This window comes from Sphingomonas sp. SP6 (assembly GCF_058313435.1).
Map to the genome: position 1 here is coordinate 561,458 of NZ_JBZFLG010000003.1, position 16,751 is coordinate 578,208.

Consider the following 16,751-nt stretch of genomic DNA (forward strand, 5'->3'; position numbering starts at 1 on the left):
GATCAACGGTGGTGATCGGCCTCGATCACCGGCAGCGTCTCGAACTGATGGTACGGCGGCGGCGAACTGAGCGTCCACTCGAGCGTGGTCGCGCCGTCGCCCCAGGGATTGTCGCCCGCCTTCTTGCCAGCGAACAGGGAGTAGCCGATGTTGACGAAGAAGATCAGCATCCCCGCGGCCATGATCTCGTACCCGTGGGTCGCGATCTCGTTCCAGTAGCGGAACGCATCCGGATAGTCCGGATACCGGCGCGGCATCCCTTGCAGACCCAGGAAGTGCATCGGGAAGAACAGCACGTTCACGCCCGTGAAGAACACCCAGAAGTGCAGCTGCCCCAGCAGCTCGTTGTACATCCGCCCCGACATCTTCGGGAACCAGTAATAAAAGCCGGCGAACAGCGAGAACACCGCGCCGAGGCTGAGCACGTAGTGGAAGTGCGCCACCACGTAATAGGTATCCTGCATATAGTCGTCGACGCCGCCGTTGGCCAGCACCACGCCGGTCACGCCGCCGACGGTGAACATGAAGATGAAGCCGATCGCCCAGACCATCGGGGTCTTGAACGAGAGCGAGCCGCCCCACATCGTCGCGATCCAGCTGAAGATCTTGATGCCGGTCGGCACCGCGATCACCATCGTCGCGGCGGTGAAGTACATCTTCACGTTCACGCTCATGCCGGTCGTGAACATGTGGTGCGCCCACACCACGAAGCCGACGACGCCGATCGCGACCATGGCGTAGGCCATGCCGAGATAGCCGAACACCGGCTTGCGGCTGAAGGTCGAGATGATGTGGCTGATCATGCCGAAGCCCGGCAAAATCATGATGTACACCTCGGGATGGCCGAAGAACCAGAACAGGTGCTGGTACAGCACCGGATCGCCGCCGCCCGCCGGATCGAAGAAGGTCGTCCCGAAGTTCCGGTCGGTCAGCAGCATGGTGATCGCCGCCGCGAGCACCGGCAGCGCGAGCAGCAGCAGGAAGGCGGTGACGAGCACCGACCAGACGAACAGCGGCATCTTGTGCAGGGTCATGCCCGGCGCGCGCATGTTGAAGATGGTGGTGATGAAGTTGATCGCGCCGAGGATCGACGACGCGCCCGCCAAGTGGAGCGACAGGATCGCCATGTCCACCGACGGCCCCGGCTCGCCATAGGTCGACAGCGGGGCATAGACCGTCCAGCCGGTCCCCGCACCGCCGAAGAACGGCGAGGCGAGCAGCAAGGTGAAGGCGGGGACCAGCAGCCAGAAGCTGATGTTGTTCATCCGCGGGAAGGCCATGTCGGGCGCGCCGATCATCAGCGGCACGAACCAGTTGCCGAACCCGCCGATCATCGCTGGCATCACCATGAAGAACACCATGATGAGGCCGTGCGCGGTCACCATCACGTTCCACAGGTGCATCGCCTCGTCGAACGTGCCCGGACCGTGGAGCATCGCCAGCCAGGTCGGGAGATACTGGATCCCCGGCTCGCGCAGTTCGACGCGCATCAGGCCCGAGATCGCGCCGCCGATGATCCCCGCGGTGATCGCGAAGATCAGGTAAAGCGTCCCGATGTCCTTGTGGTTGGTGGACATGAACCAGCGCGCGAAGAACCCCGGCTTGTGGTCCGCGTCGTGATGGTGCGCGTGGTCGCCGTGCGCCTGGAAGGCGAGCGGGTTGAGGGCGGTGTCGGTCATCTCAGTTTCCCGCGTTGCCGGCCGCCGGATTGGCGGTGGCGCCTTGCGTCGTCGTGGGGGCTGCGGCGGCAGCGGCGTTGTCGACCGGGCCGGTCGCGGCGGCGGCGGTGTTGCCGCCCGCCTGTTCGGCCGCGGACCCGGCGGCGCCCGGCTGCGGGATCACCGCGGCGGACGGCTGGACCGAGCCCGGCATCGACCCGCCCTTGGCCTTGACCCAGGCGGCGAATACCGCCGGGGGCACCGCCTCGACCGCGATCGGCATATAGGCGTGCCGCGCGCCGCACAGCTCGGAGCATTGGCCGAAATAGAGGCCCGGCTTGTCGATCGTGAAGCTGGTCTCGTTCAGCCGGCCGGGGATCGCGTCGAGCTTGATCCAGAAGGCGGGCATCGCCCAGCTGTGGATCACGTCGTTGGCGGTGGTGATCAGCCGGATCGGCACGCCGACGGGAAGGACGACACGGTTGTCGGCGGCGAGCAGCCGCGGGCCGTCCGCATCGGTGCGCGCGCGCTCGCCCGCACCCACCTGGTTCTGCTCTTTCAGCATGTTGGCGGTGATCTCGATCCCGCCATTGTCCGGATATTGGTAGCTCCAATACCATTGGTTGCCGATCGCCTTGAGCGTCACGGCGCCGGCGGGCGCCGGCTTGAACTGCGCCGCGAGCAGCCCGATCGACGGAATCGCGATCGCCGCCAGGATCAGCACGGGCGCCGCGGTCCACACGATCTCGATCGCGGTGTTGTGGCTCGTCTTCGAGGGGACCGGGTTCTTCGCCCGGCGATAGCGATAGGCGACCCACCCGAGCAGCGCGAGCACGAACAGCGAGATCACCGTGATCAGCGGCACGAGGATCGCGTCATGGAATTGATGCGCGCGCAAGCCGTTCTTGGTGACCTGCGGCTGGATGCGGGCCAATCCGTCGTTCGGATGGCCGATCACCGGATCGACCGCCATCGCGGGCGCGCCGTCCTGCGCGAGCAGCGGCGAGGCCGGCGCGGCGGTCGCGGGTGCGGTGGTCGAGGTCGGCGCGGTCGCGGCGGCGCCGGAGGTCGAGGCGGAGCCCTGCCCGCCGGCCGCCTGCGCCGCGGTGGCGGCGGTCGCCGTCGGCTGCGCGGCCGCCGCGGTCGTGTTCTGCGCCACGCCGGCGCTGCCGAGGCCCGCGAGCGCGAGCGCCGTCACAAGCGTCAAACCTCTGAAACCCTTGGTCATCACAGCGTCGTCAACCCCTCCGCGCCATGGCGGCGGATCGGCGCAGCCACCTGCGGCCACACGCAAATCCGGTCATGTTCGCCGGCCTATAGGCGGCAGGTCCCCGCGCCTCAAGCGGTCGACTTCGTTTTTCGTGACGGCGGTTCGTTGCGCCTCCGACCCACGGCTTCTAAGCAGGCGGCGGAGGATGACGCGCATGACCGACGACGAGGTGCTGGCCGAGTTCCGCGCGGCGGATGCGCTGCTCGAGGGGCATTTCGTCCTGTCCTCGGGCTTGCGCAGCCCGCGCTACCTGCAATGCGCGCGCGTCCTCATGGACCCGCGCCGCGGTGCGCGGCTGGCCGAAGCGCTTGCGGGCCGGATCCCCGGCCATCTCCGCGGGCGGATCACCGCGGTCGTCTCCCCGGCGATGGGCGGGGTGATCGCGGGGCACGAGATGGCCCGCGCGCTCGGCGTCGAGGCCATGTTCGTCGAACGCCCGCAAGGCGCGTTCGAGTTGCGCCGCGGCTTCCGACTGGAGCCGGGACAGGAGGTGCTGATGATGGAGGACGTCGTCACCACCGGCCTTTCATCGCGCGAGGCGATCAAGGCGATCGAGGCGGCGGGCGGGCGCGTGATCGCGGGCGCGGCCCTCGTCGACCGCTCGAACGGCACGGCCGACATCGGCGTACCGTTCTTTCCCTTGATCCGCTTGGACGTACCGACCTACGCCGCCGACGCGCTGCCGCCCGAGCTAGCGGCGATCCCCGCGATCAAGCCGGGGAGCCGGGCGGCGTGAGGCGTCTCGCTGCCTGTGCCGCGGCATGGCTTGCGCTGCTTCCGGCGACCGCATCGGCCAATGCCGCGACCGATCGCGCGAAGAGGATCGACGCGGTCGTCGCCGCGAGCGGACTGAAACAGGGCGGCGAGGTGATCGTCAGCCGCTTCGACAAGGTCTATTACAAGGGCCGCTGGGGCGCGGGGATCGCCGCGGCGCGCGGCAAGTGGCGCTTCGCCTCGGTCACCAAGCAGATCGTCGCCACGCTGGTGATGCAGGAAGTCGCCGCCGGTCGGATCGACCTCGACGCCCCGGTCGCGACCTATCTGCCCGGGTTCAAAAGCCCCAATGCGGCGAAGGTGTCGGTGCGCCAACTGCTTCGTCACCAATCGGGCCTGCCCAACCCCGACGACACCGCGCAGTCGGACGCGCCCGATGCGATCCCCGCTTACGACACGCCCGGTTATACCGGCAGCCGCGATCCGCTGACCGGCTATTGCGCCGGGCCGGTCAAGCGGCCGCCGGGCGGCAATTGGGAATACAACAACTGCGACTATGTCGTCGCGGGCGCTCTGCTCGAGACGGTGACGGGGCAGAGCTGGCCGCGGCTGGTCCGCCAGCGGCTGGCCGCGCCGCTCGGGATGCTGTCGACCGGCGCGTTCCCGACGCGGCTGCCCGTCGTCGGCGGCACGATCGCGGGCCGTCCGGACAGCGACATCGACCTGACCGCCTTCGGCGCCGCCGCCGGCCTCTACGGCAGCGCGTTCGACCTGTGGCGCTTCGATCGCGCGCTGATGAAGGGCAAGCTGCTCCCCGCCGCCCGGCGCGACGAGATGTGGGACGGCCGCCCCGAACTCGGCTCGATCGCGCTTGGGCAATGGGCGTTCACCGCCAAGCTGAAGGGCTGCGAGCATCCGACCCGCGTCATCGAGCGGCGTGGCCAGATCGGCGGCGTCCAGGTCCGCAACTTCATCCTGCCCGAATGGGACGCGGTGGCGATCGTCTTCGCCAACCGTGCCGAACAGGATTTCGGCGAGGTGTGGCAGGGCAAGGGCTTGAGCTACGATCTGCTGTCCGCCGGAGTGTGCGGGTGACGCCGTTCACCGGCCGCGCGATCGGGCTGGCGTTCGCCGGGCTGTGGCTGTTCCTCGGCGCGTCGGCGCTCGGACGGCCCTGGAGCGTCGCCGTCGGCGCGGCGGGGGCGGTGACGATCGTCGCGCTGGCGTGGAACGCCTGGCGGATGGACGAGCGGCGCACCGGGCTGTTTCGCATTGGCCGATACCGGATCGCGGTGGCGGGCGAGGTCGCCGCGCTCTTCTGCGCCGGGGCGGCGCTGCACCGGCTGCGGCTCGATGGCTATCTGCTGCCGATCGTGGGAATCATCGTCGGTCTCCACTTCGTCGGGCTGTGGTGGGCCGGCGGCGGGGTCGGCTATATCGGGCTCGCGGTGGTGATGACCGTGGTCGGCGCGATCGCCCTGCTGCTTCCGCCGGGAAGCGGCGCGATGCAGGCGACGGTCGGCCTCGGCTCGGCGGCGGCGCTGGCCTGGTTCGCGGGCACGGGACCGCGGCGATGACCCTTCGTCTCGGCGTCAACATCGATCACGTCGCGACGGTCCGCAACGCGCGCGGCGGCGTGCATCCCGATCCGGTCGCGGCGGCGCTGCTCGCGGTCGAGGCAGGGGCGGACGGGATCACCGCGCATCTGCGCGAGGATCGGCGCCACATCCGCGACGATGACGTCGCGCGGCTGATGGCCGAGCTGACGGTGCCGCTCAACCTGGAGATGGCGGCGACCGAGGAGATGGTCGCGATCGCGCTGCGCCACCGACCCCGCGCCGCGTGCATCGTCCCCGAGAAGCGCGAGGAGGTGACGACCGAGGGCGGGCTCGACGCCGCCGGGCAGTTCGATCGGCTCGCCCCGCTGGTCCGTGCGCTGGGCGAGAACGGCATCCGCGTGTCGCTGTTCATCGAACCCTCCGCACAGCAGATCGACGCCGCCCGCCGCCTCGGCGCGCCGGTGGTCGAGCTGCATACCGGGCGTTACTGCGAGTTGGCTGGCGAGGCGCAGACGGAAGAATTGCGCCGCCTGTCGGACGCGGCGGCGCTGGCGGCGAAGAACGGGATCGAGGTCCACGCCGGCCACGGCCTCACCACCGCCAACGTCGCTCCCGTCGCCGCGATACCGCAGGTGGTGGAGCTCAACATCGGCCATTTCCTGATCGGCGAGGCGATCTTCGTCGGGCTGGCGGAGAGCATCCGCCGGATGCGCGACGCGATGGAGGCGGCACGTGGGTGACGGAAAGAGCGACCGGTGATCATCGGCCTCGGCTCCGACCTGTGCAACATCGAGCGGATCCAGGCGTCGCTCGACCGGTTCGGCGAGCGGTTCGAGGCGCGCGTCTTCACCGAGGTCGAGCGCGCCAAGGCGGCGCGCCGTCCGTTCACGAAAGCGGGAACGCTCGCCAAGCGCTTCGCCGCGAAGGAGGCGTTCTCCAAGGCGGTCGGAACCGGGTTCCGGCACGGCGTGTTCATGCGCGACATCGGCGTCGTCAATGCCAGATCGGGCGCCCCCACCCTCGCCCTCACCGGCGGCGCGCAGGCGAGGCTTGACGCGATGATCCCCGACGGCCACGCGGCGCGCATCCATCTGACGCTGACCGACGATCATCCCTGGGCGCAGGCCTTCGTGATCATCGAGGCGGTCCCATCCGAGTAGCGCCCCCTTGTCCGACGCCTTGTCCCAGGACCATGCCCTGACCGCCGAGCCGGGCGCGGCCGCCCCATCGGTGGACGAGGGCCGCCGCGGCGCCGACTGGTGGGCGGAGCTCAAGGGCGTGTTCTGGTTGGTCCTTGCCGTGCTCGGCTTCCACAGCTTCGTCGCCAAGCCCTTCTATATCCCGAGCGAATCGATGCTGACCGGGCTCGAGGTCGGCGACCGGCTGGTGGTGAACAAGTTCGCCTACGGCTGGTCCTACGTCTCGCCCACGCTCCCCGATCCGGTCGCGATCTTCCGCAGCCTCGTGCTGCGCCAGCCGCAGGACAGCTGGAGCGTCCAGATCCCGTTCCGGTCGGGCCGGCTGTTGGGCAAGATGCCCGAACGCGGCGATGTGGTGATCGTCACCCCGCCTGGGTCGACCAGCGATTACATCAAGCGCGTGATCGGGCTGCCCGGCGATCGACTGGAGGTGCGGGACGGCGTCGTGATCCTGAACGGCGTGCCCGTCCGCCGGGGCCCGCTCCACGACGTGTCGCTCGCCGATTACGGCGGCTCGCCGTTGCCGTCGGAGGGGAAGGAGACGTGCGACCCGTCGGAATATGGCGGCGTCGCCGCGATCGCCGATCCGGACGGCAAGCGCGGCTGTCGCCTGCCCGTGATCACGGAGACGTTACCCAACGGGCGCACCTTCGACACCGTCGAACTCGGCGCCAGCCCGACCGACGACTACGGCCCCATCACCATCGCCCCGGACCACGTTTTCCTGATGGGCGACAATCGGGATCGCTCCGCCGACAGCAGGGTCGCGCTGGTCGACCGCGGACTGGGCGGCCCCGTGCCGTGGGAGAACATCGGCGGCAGGGCGGAGTTCATCACCTTCTCGGTCGACGGCTCGGCCACCTGGAACCCGCTCACCTGGCTCGGCGCGCTCCGTTCGGGTCGGGCGGGGACGTCGCTGCATCCGGAGATCCGCAAGTGAGCGAACACCCCCCCGTCGTCGCGGGCGCGAGCCCCGGCGAGATCCGCGATCCCGCCACGCGCGAGGAGGTGAAGAAGGCGGCGGTGTGGATCGGCATGGTGGGCGCCGTGGCGCTCGTCGTGCTCCTGATCCAGCCGCTGCTGATCATCTTCGCCGGCCTCGTGTTCGCGGCGATGCTCGACGGCGGCGTCCGGCTGCTCGGCCGCGTGCTGCCGATCGGGCGCGGCTGGCGGCTGCTGATCGTCTGCCTGCTGACGATCGCCTTCCTGCTGCTGACCTTCTACTTCACCGGCGTCCAGGTGACCCAGCAGGTCACGCAGCTGCGCTCGACGCTGGAGGTCCAGGCGACCCGCGCGACCGGCTGGCTCTCGTCGCAGGGGCTGATGCCGGGCGCATCCGACATCAACGGCATCGCCAAGCAGGCGCTCGGCTCGGTCGGGCGGATCACCTCCTGGGTCGGCACCGCGATCGGCGCGCTCACCACCATGTTCATGATCCTCGTGATCGGCCTGTTCGTGGCGATGGACCCGCGGGTGTACGACCGGGGCTTGCAGTGGATGATCCCGCAGGACAGCCGGCACGAGTTCGCGATCACCGTGGAGCGCATGGGGCGGACGCTGCGGCGGCTGCTGGCCGGGCGGCTGCTCGGGATGGCGGCGGAGGGCGTGCTGACCTGGATCGCGCTGATGATCGGCGGGGTGCCGATGGCGCTGATCCTCGGTATCCTGACCGGGCTGCTGGCGTTCATCCCCAACATCGGCGCGTTCATCTCGGGCGCGCTGATGATCGCGGTCGGCTTCTCGGGCGGGATGCACACCGGCTGGGCGGCGGTGATCACCTACTTCGTCGTCCAGACCTTCGACGGCTACGTGCTGATCCCGATCGTCGCCAAGCGCACGGTCGATCTGCCCCCGGCGCTGACGCTGGGCACGCAGATCCTCGCCAGCGCGCTGTTCGGCATCCTCGGCCTCGCCCTCGCCGATCCGATGACCGCGATGATCAAGACCGCGCTCGAGCGCCGGTCGGAGAACAACGAGGAGGCGGCGTGAGGCTGGTCCTCCACGATTACTGGCGCTCCTCGGCGTCGTACCGCGTCCGCCTCTGCCTCGAGCTGAAGGGCGTCGCCTACGAGCGGGTGCCCGTGAACCTGCTGGCGGGCGAGCAGCGCGAGGAGGCGAACCGCTCGCTCAACCCGCAAGGCTTCGTGCCCACGCTGGTCGTCGACGGTCGGCCCCTTGTCCAGAGCCTCGCGATCGTCGACTTCCTCGACGCGACCTTCCCCGATCCGCCGATGGTCGACAAGGACCCGTTCGTCCGCTCCGGCCAGCTCGCCCGCGCGCTGGTGATCGCCGCCGACATCCACCCGATCGACAATCTGCGCGTGCTCAAGCGGCTCGAGACCCAGTTCGGCGCCGACCAGACCGGGCGCGACGCCTGGTACGCGCACTGGATCGCGCAAGGGCTGGCGGCGCTCGAGGCGATGGCGGCGGACGCGCCGGACGGGCCGTTCCTGGGGGGCGAGACCCCGGACATCGCCGATCTTTGCCTGGTGCCCCAGCTGGCGAATGCTCGCCGTTACTCAGTGCCGCTTGACGCCTATCCCCGGCTGGTGGCGGCCGACGCCGCGCTCTGCGCGCTCCCGGCCGCGACACGCGCGCACCCCGATGCGGTGAGGGCGTCCTAGCCCGTGTCCCCCGCCCCGTCGGGGACCCAGCAGGCGTACCGCTCTAGGCGCCGGTCCGCCCGGGGGCACGGGTGATGTCCACCAATCCATCGAACAGCGCCAGGTAGCGCGCCGCCGCATCCGCCCCGGGCGGCGTCACCGGCGCCGGCCGCACCGCCCCCGCCGCCAGCCATCGATCGAGCGCCGCGACCAGCCCCGTCGCATCCTCCCGCGCCACCACCGTCCCGATCTCCGGCCCGGTCACGATCTCGCGCACCGCCGGCGAAGAGTCGGTCGCCACCACCGGCGTCCCGACCGACAGCGCCTCGCGCAGTACGCCCGGCACCCCTTCGAAGTCGGAGGTCAGCACCACCGCTGCCGCCCGCGCCATCGCCGCCAGCGGATCGGCGGCATAGCCCGGCATGAGCAGCCGCTCCGCCACCCCCAGCGCCGCCGCCTGACCGGCCAGCTCGGCGCGGAGCGGCCCCTCGCCGAGCAGGACCAGCGGCACTTCTCCGTCCGCGAGCGCGGGCAGCGCGGCCACCGCCCGGTCCCAGCGTTTCTGCGGGGCGAGCCGCCCGACCCCGAGCAGGAACCGCGCCGGCAGGTCCGGCAGCGCCGCGCCGGGGATCGGCAGCGCGGGCGGGTTCGGGATCACCGCCACGGCATCCCGGTCCAGCCCCATCGCCCCCGCCGCCGCCGCGGCGCTCGCCGGAGTCATCGCGACCACCCGGTCGAGGAAGCGCGGATGCGCGCGCAGCCACGCGGCGTGCAGCGGCCCGGCGACCCAGCCGTGGTCGGCGCGCGCGACGGCGTTCGAGACCTTGCCGACGATCGGCGGGCAGCGCCGGCCAAGCGCCGCCCGCACCCACGCCGCCATTCCGGTATAATGCGAGCCCGCACAGAAGATCACGTCGGGCCGCCGCCGCCGCACCACCCCCGGCAGCGCCCGCGCCACCGCCGCATATCCGCCGTCGCCCAGCGCCACCACGGCCACCCCGGGCGGCACCTCGGCGACGAGCGGCCCCTCCGGCGCGCCGATCACCAACGTCACCCGCCGCCCCGCTTCGATCCAGCCGCGCGCCAGCCGCAGCAGCGCGCGCTCGACCCCGCCGCCGCGCAGCGACTGGGCGTAGCCCAGGATGTGTTCGGCGGGTCCCATCTTGCACCCCGCCTTGCCGCAGCCCAGATTTGCCGACAAGAAACCATATTCGTCCGCAAAGGGGAGCGGCCGGAGCCCGCCCAGGTTCTATCAGGACGCCGTTCTTGCGCCCAGCCGCGACCCACCCTCTGCCACCGTCCGATCCTGCGCTCGATCTCGGCGGCCTCGAGCCCGTCGAGACGATCCGCCGACGGTGGCCGACGATCCTGGGCGCGTTGCTGACGATCGCGATGGTCGTCGGGCTGGGACGCGAACTGTTCGGCTCGGGGCTCGCCGGGCTCCAGCGCGCGGTGCCGGCGAGCCCGCTGTTCTACGTCTGCTTCGCGCTGCTCTATCTCAGCGCGCCGACCGGGGATCTGCTGATCTTCCGCTATCTGTGGCGGATCCCGTGGCTGGGCGGGTTCGCGGCGCTCAACAAGAAGCGGATCGCGAACGACGTCGTGCTCGGCTATTCGGGAGAGGCCTATTTCTACGCCTGGGCCCGCGCGCGCGGGCAGATGGTGGCCGCCCCCTTCGGCGCGGTGAAGGACGTGGCGATCCTGTCGGGCATCGCCGGCAACGGCGCGACGATCCTGCTCTGCCTGATCGCGCTTCCGCTCGGCTACCAGCTGATCCCGCCGCATTATCTGCGGGCGGTGATCGGCTCGGCGACGGTCACGATCGTGATCTCGGTGACGATCCTGGCACTGTCGAAGCGGGTGTTCTCGCTGCCCCGGCACGATCTGCGGATGGTCTTCGCCATTCACTGCCTGCGGATCGGGGCGTCGACCGTGCTGCTCGCCTTGTGCTGGCATTTCGCGATGCCCAGCGTCACGGTCGGGATGTGGCTGGTCCTGTCGGCGGCGCGGCTGCTGGTGTCGCGCCTGCCGTTCCTGCCGAACAAGGACCTGCTGTTCGCGAATTTCGCGATCCTCCTGATCGGGCAGGACCGCGCGCTCTCCGAAATGATCGCGTTCACCGCAGCGCTCACTTTGCTGGTCCATGTGGTGCTGATCGGCGGGTTCGGCCTCGCCGGGCTGGTGACGAAGGCGAGGGAATGGCGAGATTGAGTCTGATGGTCGCGGCGATGCTGGTGACCGCTCCGGCCGCGGCGCAGGCGATCGGCGGCGACGCGGCCGCGTGCGCGGCGGGCGAGCCCGCGATCCGCGCCGACGTGACGGGCCTCAAGGACCGGACGGGTCGCTTGAAGCTGGAGCTCTACCCGGCGAACCCGACCGATTTCCTCCGCGACGACCGCGATCTGATCAAGGAAGGCAAGACGTTCCGCCGGATCTGGGCCAGCGTCCCCGCGAGCGGCCCGGTCGCCTTGTGCATCCGCGTGCCGCGACCGGGCGCTTATGCGCTGTTCTTCACCCACGACCGCGACGGCAAGAACAAGTTCAATTTCTGGAGCGACGGCGCGGGCACGCCGGGCAACGTCAGGATCGGCCGCGCGCGCCCGACGCTCGCCAGCGCGCTCGTCACGGTCGGCGCGCGCCCCGCGACCGTCACGATCCGGGCGCAATATCTCCACGGCTTTCCGCCGAGCTTCAGCCCCGTGAAGGACTGACGAACGTCATGCGGATCGTCGACGTCAACGAATTCTATTCGCCGACCGGTGGCGGGGTGCGGACCTACATCGACCGCAAGATGGGGCTGATGGACGAGTTGGGGCACGAGCTGATCGTGCTCGCTCCCGGCAAGGAGACGCGGATCGAGGACCGCCCAGGCGGCGGCCGCATCCATTATCTCGCCTCGCCCCCGCTCGTCTTCGACAAGAATTACGGCGTGCTGTGGGACCAGGCGGCGATGACCGAACAGCTCGACCGCTACGACCCCGACGTGGTCGAATGCTCCAGCCCGTGGCGCGCGGCGTGGATCGTCGGCGACTGGCAGGGCCGCGCGCTCAAGTCGTTCTTCATGCACAACGACAATCTGGCGGCCTATGCGCAGCGCTGGTTCGAACGGTTCGCCACCTACGACGCGATCGAGGAGGCGTTCGCCTGGTACTCGCGCTACATGGCGCGCTTCCTGGCCAAATACGATTGCGTGCTGACCAACGGCCCGGCGCTCGAGAAGCGGCTGCGCAACCGGGGCATTCACATCGACGCGGCGATGCCGCTCGGGATCGAGCGCGCGCATTTCTCGCCCGAGCTGCGCGACGAGGGGCTGCGCGCCGCGCTGCTCCAGCAATGCGGGTTGGGCCCCGACGGGTTGCTCCTCCTCGGGCTCGGGCGGCACCATCCCGAGAAGCGCTGGCCATTGATCGTCGACGCGGTGGAGCGCGCGGCGGCGCGTGCCGATGTCGGGCTGATCCTGATCGGCCAGGGGGTCGACACCGACAAGATCGAGAAGCGGATCGCCGGATCGCCGCACATCCGGCTGTTCCGCCCGGTCTACGACCGCGAGCGGCTCTCTCGGATCACCGCCAGCTGCGACGCGCTGATCCACGGATCGGAAGCCGAACCGTTCGGGCTGGTCGCGTCGGAGGCGATGGCGTCGGGGCTGCCGCTGATCGTCCCCGACACCGGCGGCTGCGCCGAGGTCGCCGATCCGCATTCGAGCGAGCTCTACGCCGCGCGCGACGCGCAGAGCTGCGCCGCCGCGATCCTGCGCCTCGCCCGCCGCGACCGCGCGCTGCTCCGCCGCGCCGCCTTGGTCGCCGCACGCGCCGTCCGCAGCGACCGCGAGCACGCCGCCGACCTCATGGCCTATTACGAAGCGGCGATCACCGCGAAGCTGGCGCGCGCGGCCTGATCCAGAGCGTCAGCGACCCCGGCAGCCGCTGCGGACGATAGCCGTTCGCCGCCGCCCAGCGGTCGAGTTCGGCGTCGAGGCCCGCGTCGCCGCTGGTCCAGCCTTCCGCACCCGTCAGCACCGCCGGCGGCGCACCGAGCGTCGTCAGCCGCGCCCGCGAGACCAGCCGCAGCTCCGTCTCCCGTGCGGGCGTGAACAGCGCCGGGCTGCGGAACGCGAACGGCCCGGCGGCGAGGCGCGGATCGGGCATGCGCGCGCCCAGCAGCTCGGGGGCGAGCGTCGCCACCCCGTCGCCGATCCCCGCTGCATCGAGCGCCACCGCGACCGCGCGCGTCGTCCGCAACGCGGTCGGCATCGCCGGCTCGCGCTGCGTCAGCGACACGATCGTCGGCGCGATCCCGGCGACCGCGAACACCCCGAAGGCGAGGCGCAGCCGCTTTCCCGGCGGACGCTCGCTCCACACCAGCGCCAGCCGCACGAACAGAACGGGCAGCAGCGGCAACAGATACTGCCGCCACGTCGGCGACGGCAGGATTGAGGCGATCACCGCGGCGACCAGCAGCCCGTCGAGCGCGCCGCACCGCCGTCCCCGCAGCGCGACGGGGATCGCGAGCAGCGCCGGCCCGAGCGCCAGGAACTTGACCGTATCGACGGCCTTCGCACCCAGCCCGAGCCGCCACGCCCGCCCCGTCGCCGAGTAATAGTCCGCCGGCCCTCGTGCCGGGAAGTCGATCACGCCGAACCAGAAGCCGGCCGGCGCCGCCCAAGCGGTCCACAGCACGCTCGCCACGATCGGCGCCGCACCGGCCGCGACCCACAAGGGGCGACACCTCCGGTCGATCAGGGCGTACACGCCGTAAGCCGCCGCCGGCACCGCATAGGACACCTTCGCCGCCGCCGCCGCCGCCAGCAGCGCCCCCGCGAGCACCGCGCCGCCGCGCCCCGCCGCGCCCGCCCTCGCGACCGGGATCAGCGCGGCGGCGAACAGCGCCGCCGGCAGCGCGTCGTTGCGCGCCGTGCCGACGCTGAACAGGAACACGTCGCAGGTCGCCATCAGCGCGCCCGCCGCCAGCGCCATCCGCGCCGACGCTCCCACGGCCCGCGCCGCCGTCGCCACCGCCGCGACGATCGCGACGCCGAGCGCGGCGTTGGCCAGCCGCAGCGCCGGCCAGGTCCACTCCCCCGCCGCCCACGCCAGCGGCGCGAAGACGAACGGCTGGAGCGGCGTCTGGAGGTACGCGAAGTCGCGGTACGGCAGCAGCCCCGCCGCGACCAGCCGCGCCGCCGCGACATATTGGCTCTCGTCGTGGTTGAGCGGCCGCGCCCAGGCGAGCGCCGAGAGGACCAGCAGCGCGAGCGGCAGGAGCAGCCACGATGGGGCTCGACGTGCGGCGGGTTCGGGTGTCATCGTCACGCCATAACCAAGGTCCAGCCTCGGCGCGAAGGGAACCGGCCATGACGCTTTCGATCGACCGTCGCTCGCTGATCCTCACCGGCACGCTGGGCCTCGGCGCGCTCGCCATCCCCGGCTTCGCGCTCGCTGCGCCGGCGACGGGCTTCACCCACCATGTCGCCTCGGGCGAGCCCGCCGCCACGTCGGTCCTCCTGTGGACCCGCTACGTCGGCGGCGACTCGGGGACGACGCTCCGGTGCGAGGTCTCGGAGACCCGCGATTTCGCCCGCGTCGCCGCCGGCGGCGAGCAGACCACCGGCCCGTGGCGCGACGGCACCGTCAAGGTGACGGTCCACGGCCTCAAGCCCGGTACCTGGTATCACTACCGCTTCATCGCCCCCGACGGCACGATCTCGCCGGTCGGCCGCACGAAGACCCTGCCGGACGCCCGCACGCGATCCTGGCGGGCGGCGATCTTCTCCTGCTCGAACCTCGGCTACGGCTGGTTCAACGCCTACGCCCACGCCGCCGCGCGGCGCGATCTCGACGCCTGGGTCCACCTCGGCGATTATTTCTACGAATACGCGCCCGATCATTATCCGCTCGCCAAGGACGCGGTGCCCGGCCGCGTCCCCGAGCCGATGGGCGAAACGATCCACCTCGCCGACTACCGCCTGCGCTACGCCAGCTACCGGAGCGATCCCGACCTCCAGCGGCTCCACGCGACACTGCCGATGATCGCGCAATGGGACGATCACGAGAGCGCCAACGATTCGTGGGAAGGCGGAGCCGAGAACCACGACCCCGCGACCGAAGGCGACTGGTCCGCCCGCCGCGACGCCGCGGTCCAGGCCTTTCGCGAATGGATGCCTGTTTCCGAGGAATCGTGGTCGACCTACCAGATCGGCGACCTCGCCACGCTGTTCCGCACCGAGACGCGCCTCCTCGCCCGTACCCGACAGAAGATCTATGGCGAGCTGCTGAAGTCCGGCGAACCCGCGAAGGTCCTCGCCGCCTTCCGCGACGGCGCGTGGCGCGATCCGGCGATGACCATGATGGGCAGCGAGCAGGAGCTCTGGCTGGACGACGCGATCCGCGCTTCGGTCGGGCGCGGGACGACATGGCAGGTCGTCGCGTTCGGCACCAACATGGGTCGCATCCGCGTGCCGCCGGCGGCGCTCGGCTGGCTTTCCCCGGACAATCCCCGCGCCCGCGGTTACGTCCAGGCGGGGATCGCCGCCGGGGCCGCGGGGCTCCCGAACAATCTCGACAATTGGGGCGGCTATCCCGCGGCGCGCGAACGCTTCCTCAAGGGGGCGATGGCGGCGGACGCGGACCTCGTCGTCATCACCGGCGACAGCCACAACGCCTGGGCGTTCGATCTCGAACAGGACGGCCGCGCCGCCGGCGTCGAGCTCGGCGGACACAGCGTCACCTCGCCCGGCTACGAGAGCGGCCTCGCCGCCGACCCGCGGGTGATCGCGCGAGCGCTCGTCGGCTTCAACCCGGAGCTGAAATGGTGCGACACCTCGCGCCGGGGCTATATGGCGATAACGGTGACTCCCGAGCGTGTCGCGAACGACTGGGTGTTCGTCGATACGATCAAGACGCGGACGCCGGCGGCAAGCGTCGGGTACACCACGATCGTCGCGAAGGGACGGCGGATGATGGGGTGAACTCCCTCTCCTTGGGAGAGGAGTATCAGGTGAACAGCGTCCCACGCTGTTCAGCATATGCCAGGGCATGTCCGACCTGATACTGGGCCCATCGCGACGCGATGGGCAGGGTGAGGATCGGAAGGAACAGCGCCGCGGCAAAGCCGCGTCGTGACGTCGGACGCCGCTTCGCGTCGCCGGCCGAGCTTGCACTTCTCGTGATGCGCACGCGCATCACGAGCGCACTGCGCTGGAGCGGGCGAAGGGATTCGAACCCTCGACCCCAACCTTGGCAAGGTTGTGCTCTACCCCTGAGCTACGCCCGCTCTGGCGCCTGTGCCCGGACGGTCCGGGCGGGTGAGGCGCGGCCCCTAGCATCGGCTCCGGAACGCCGCAAGCCGCTTTTCGGTGGAGCGCACAAGGCGGCCCGCCCGCAAGGGCTGGGGGGTGCGGACGAGCCGAAGGAGCCGGGTCAGTCGCGCCCGGTCCGCGGCGCGGCGAGCGGCGCGCGTGGGTGGCTCGCCGCGGCGGCGACATGAACGGCGTCCGCACAGCGGATCGGGGCCGGGGCGTGGACGATCTTGCCGGCGGGGACGTGGACGTTCGCGCGCACGCACCCGGCGGGAACCGGATCGCCCGCAAGGTGACCGGCGGGGGCATGCGCGAGGGCGGGGGCGGCGAGCGTCGTCACCGCGGCGGTCAGCAGCAGGCGGGAAAGCATAGGGTCGGTCCTGTCGAAGATCTCTGGAGATCGAGCATCTAGGATGTCGGTCTTGCGTCCCCGTCGCGCCGACGTGACAAA

The 16,751-nt window shown here is 70.8% G+C and carries 17 protein-coding genes and 1 tRNA gene; 12 read left to right on the top strand and 6 right to left on the bottom strand.

Annotation, left to right across the window (positions count from 1 at the left end):
• Nucleotides 1–2: 2 nt before the first annotated feature.
• Both ctaD and coxB read right to left on the bottom strand, forming a co-directional pair.
• Entirely contained in the window at nucleotides 3–1,679 is a 1,677-nt protein-coding gene (gene ctaD / locus AC4GYY_RS12945; RefSeq protein ID WP_491121043.1) for a cytochrome c oxidase subunit I, read from the bottom strand.
• A 1-nt stretch (nucleotide 1,680) separates the two neighbouring features.
• On the bottom strand, nucleotides 1,681–2,886 hold the full coding sequence (coxB, locus tag AC4GYY_RS12950) for a cytochrome c oxidase subunit II (protein ID WP_491121045.1): 1,206 nt from the start codon (nucleotides 2,884–2,886) through the stop codon (nucleotides 1,681–1,683).
• A gap of 196 nt (nucleotides 2,887–3,082) precedes the next feature.
• Here coxB and pyrE point away from each other — a divergent pair, with 196 nt between their 5' ends.
• Genes pyrE through maiA form a run of 8 tightly spaced genes read left to right on the top strand, consistent with a single transcriptional unit; the run spans nucleotide 3,083 to nucleotide 9,024 of the window.
• Nucleotides 3,083–3,664 (top strand): orotate phosphoribosyltransferase, encoded by a 582-nt coding sequence (gene pyrE, locus AC4GYY_RS12955; protein WP_491121047.1) that lies wholly within the window; start codon nucleotides 3,083–3,085, stop codon nucleotides 3,662–3,664.
• Complete coding sequence (locus AC4GYY_RS12960) at nucleotides 3,661–4,737, top strand: serine hydrolase domain-containing protein (protein ID WP_491121049.1); 1,077 nt, start codon at nucleotides 3,661–3,663, stop codon at nucleotides 4,735–4,737. The genes pyrE and AC4GYY_RS12960 overlap by 4 nt, the downstream gene beginning before the upstream one ends.
• On the top strand, nucleotides 4,734–5,219 hold the full coding sequence (locus tag AC4GYY_RS12965; RefSeq protein ID WP_491121051.1) for a hypothetical protein: 486 nt from the start codon (nucleotides 4,734–4,736) through the stop codon (nucleotides 5,217–5,219). Before AC4GYY_RS12960 ends, AC4GYY_RS12965 begins: the two co-directional genes overlap by 4 nt.
• Nucleotides 5,216–5,941 (top strand): pyridoxine 5'-phosphate synthase, encoded by a 726-nt coding sequence (locus AC4GYY_RS12970; RefSeq protein WP_491121053.1) that lies wholly within the window; start codon nucleotides 5,216–5,218, stop codon nucleotides 5,939–5,941. The genes AC4GYY_RS12965 and AC4GYY_RS12970 overlap by 4 nt, the downstream gene beginning before the upstream one ends.
• Before the next feature lie 15 nt (nucleotides 5,942–5,956).
• Nucleotides 5,957–6,361: a holo-ACP synthase gene (acpS, locus tag AC4GYY_RS12975; protein WP_491121054.1), complete on the top strand. Its 405-nt coding sequence runs from the start codon at nucleotides 5,957–5,959 to the stop codon at nucleotides 6,359–6,361.
• Nucleotides 6,362–6,398: 37 nt separating this feature from the next.
• Nucleotides 6,399–7,340 carry a signal peptidase I gene (lepB, locus tag AC4GYY_RS12980; RefSeq protein ID WP_491121224.1) on the top strand — a complete coding sequence of 314 codons (942 nt, stop codon included), beginning with the start codon at nucleotides 6,399–6,401 and terminating at the stop codon, nucleotides 7,338–7,340.
• On the top strand, nucleotides 7,337–8,389 hold the full coding sequence (locus AC4GYY_RS12985; RefSeq protein WP_491121056.1) for an AI-2E family transporter: 1,053 nt from the start codon (nucleotides 7,337–7,339) through the stop codon (nucleotides 8,387–8,389). The genes lepB and AC4GYY_RS12985 overlap by 4 nt, the downstream gene beginning before the upstream one ends.
• Nucleotides 8,386–9,024 (top strand): maleylacetoacetate isomerase, encoded by a 639-nt coding sequence (gene maiA / locus AC4GYY_RS12990; RefSeq protein ID WP_491121058.1) that lies wholly within the window; start codon nucleotides 8,386–8,388, stop codon nucleotides 9,022–9,024. The genes AC4GYY_RS12985 and maiA overlap by 4 nt, the downstream gene beginning before the upstream one ends.
• Nucleotides 9,025–9,067: 43 nt before the next feature.
• On the opposite strand, the gene AC4GYY_RS12995 is transcribed toward maiA, so the two are convergent.
• Nucleotides 9,068–10,165 (bottom strand): glycosyltransferase, encoded by a 1,098-nt coding sequence (locus tag AC4GYY_RS12995; protein ID WP_491121060.1) that lies wholly within the window; start codon nucleotides 10,163–10,165, stop codon nucleotides 9,068–9,070.
• A 104-nt stretch (nucleotides 10,166–10,269) separates the two neighbouring features.
• Here AC4GYY_RS12995 and AC4GYY_RS13000 point away from each other — a divergent pair, with 104 nt between their 5' ends.
• Genes AC4GYY_RS13000 through AC4GYY_RS13010 form a run of 3 tightly spaced genes read left to right on the top strand, consistent with a single transcriptional unit; the run spans nucleotide 10,270 to nucleotide 12,901 of the window.
• Complete coding sequence (locus tag AC4GYY_RS13000; RefSeq protein WP_491121062.1) at nucleotides 10,270–11,214, top strand: hypothetical protein; 945 nt, start codon at nucleotides 10,270–10,272, stop codon at nucleotides 11,212–11,214.
• Complete coding sequence (locus AC4GYY_RS13005) at nucleotides 11,202–11,714, top strand: DUF2141 domain-containing protein (RefSeq protein ID WP_491121064.1); 513 nt, start codon at nucleotides 11,202–11,204, stop codon at nucleotides 11,712–11,714. The genes AC4GYY_RS13000 and AC4GYY_RS13005 overlap by 13 nt, the downstream gene beginning before the upstream one ends.
• A gap of 8 nt (nucleotides 11,715–11,722) precedes the next feature.
• Complete coding sequence (locus AC4GYY_RS13010; protein ID WP_491121065.1) at nucleotides 11,723–12,901, top strand: glycosyltransferase; 1,179 nt, start codon at nucleotides 11,723–11,725, stop codon at nucleotides 12,899–12,901.
• Here the strand turns inward: AC4GYY_RS13010 and AC4GYY_RS13015 are convergent.
• Complete coding sequence (locus AC4GYY_RS13015; protein ID WP_491121067.1) at nucleotides 12,873–14,309, bottom strand: glycosyltransferase 87 family protein; 1,437 nt, start codon at nucleotides 14,307–14,309, stop codon at nucleotides 12,873–12,875. The genes AC4GYY_RS13010 and AC4GYY_RS13015 overlap by 29 nt on opposite strands.
• Nucleotides 14,310–14,356: 47 nt before the next feature.
• On the opposite strand from AC4GYY_RS13015, the gene AC4GYY_RS13020 reads away from it, so the two are divergent.
• On the top strand, nucleotides 14,357–15,970 hold the full coding sequence (locus tag AC4GYY_RS13020) for an alkaline phosphatase D family protein (RefSeq protein WP_491121069.1): 1,614 nt from the start codon (nucleotides 14,357–14,359) through the stop codon (nucleotides 15,968–15,970).
• Between the two features lie 230 nt (nucleotides 15,971–16,200).
• On the opposite strand, the gene AC4GYY_RS13025 is transcribed toward AC4GYY_RS13020, so the two are convergent.
• Nucleotides 16,201–16,275 (bottom strand) — tRNA-Gly (locus tag AC4GYY_RS13025).
• A gap of 146 nt (nucleotides 16,276–16,421) precedes the next feature.
• Nucleotides 16,422–16,670, bottom strand: a complete 249-nt coding sequence (locus tag AC4GYY_RS13030) for a hypothetical protein (protein ID WP_491121071.1) — start codon at nucleotides 16,668–16,670, stop codon at nucleotides 16,422–16,424.
• Nucleotides 16,671–16,751 lie beyond the last annotated feature (81 nt).

Coding starts and splice junctions, on each gene's coding strand:
- ctaD (WP_491121043.1), bottom strand. CDS start 1,679: ATGACCGACACCGCCCTCAACCCGCTCGCCTTCCAGGCGCACGGCGAC.
- coxB (WP_491121045.1), bottom strand. CDS start 2,886: ATGACCAAGGGTTTCAGAGGTTTGACGCTTGTGACGGCGCTCGCGCTC.
- pyrE (WP_491121047.1), top strand. CDS start 3,083: ATGACCGACGACGAGGTGCTGGCCGAGTTCCGCGCGGCGGATGCGCTG.
- AC4GYY_RS12970 (WP_491121053.1), top strand. CDS start 5,216: ATGACCCTTCGTCTCGGCGTCAACATCGATCACGTCGCGACGGTCCGC.
- AC4GYY_RS12995 (WP_491121060.1), bottom strand. CDS start 10,165: ATGGGACCCGCCGAACACATCCTGGGCTACGCCCAGTCGCTGCGCGGC.
- AC4GYY_RS13005 (WP_491121064.1), top strand. CDS start 11,202: ATGGCGAGATTGAGTCTGATGGTCGCGGCGATGCTGGTGACCGCTCCG.
- AC4GYY_RS13010 (WP_491121065.1), top strand. CDS start 11,723: ATGCGGATCGTCGACGTCAACGAATTCTATTCGCCGACCGGTGGCGGG.
- AC4GYY_RS13015 (WP_491121067.1), bottom strand. CDS start 14,309: ATGACACCCGAACCCGCCGCACGTCGAGCCCCATCGTGGCTGCTCCTG.
- AC4GYY_RS13020 (WP_491121069.1), top strand. CDS start 14,357: ATGACGCTTTCGATCGACCGTCGCTCGCTGATCCTCACCGGCACGCTG.
- AC4GYY_RS13030 (WP_491121071.1), bottom strand. CDS start 16,670: ATGCTTTCCCGCCTGCTGCTGACCGCCGCGGTGACGACGCTCGCCGCC.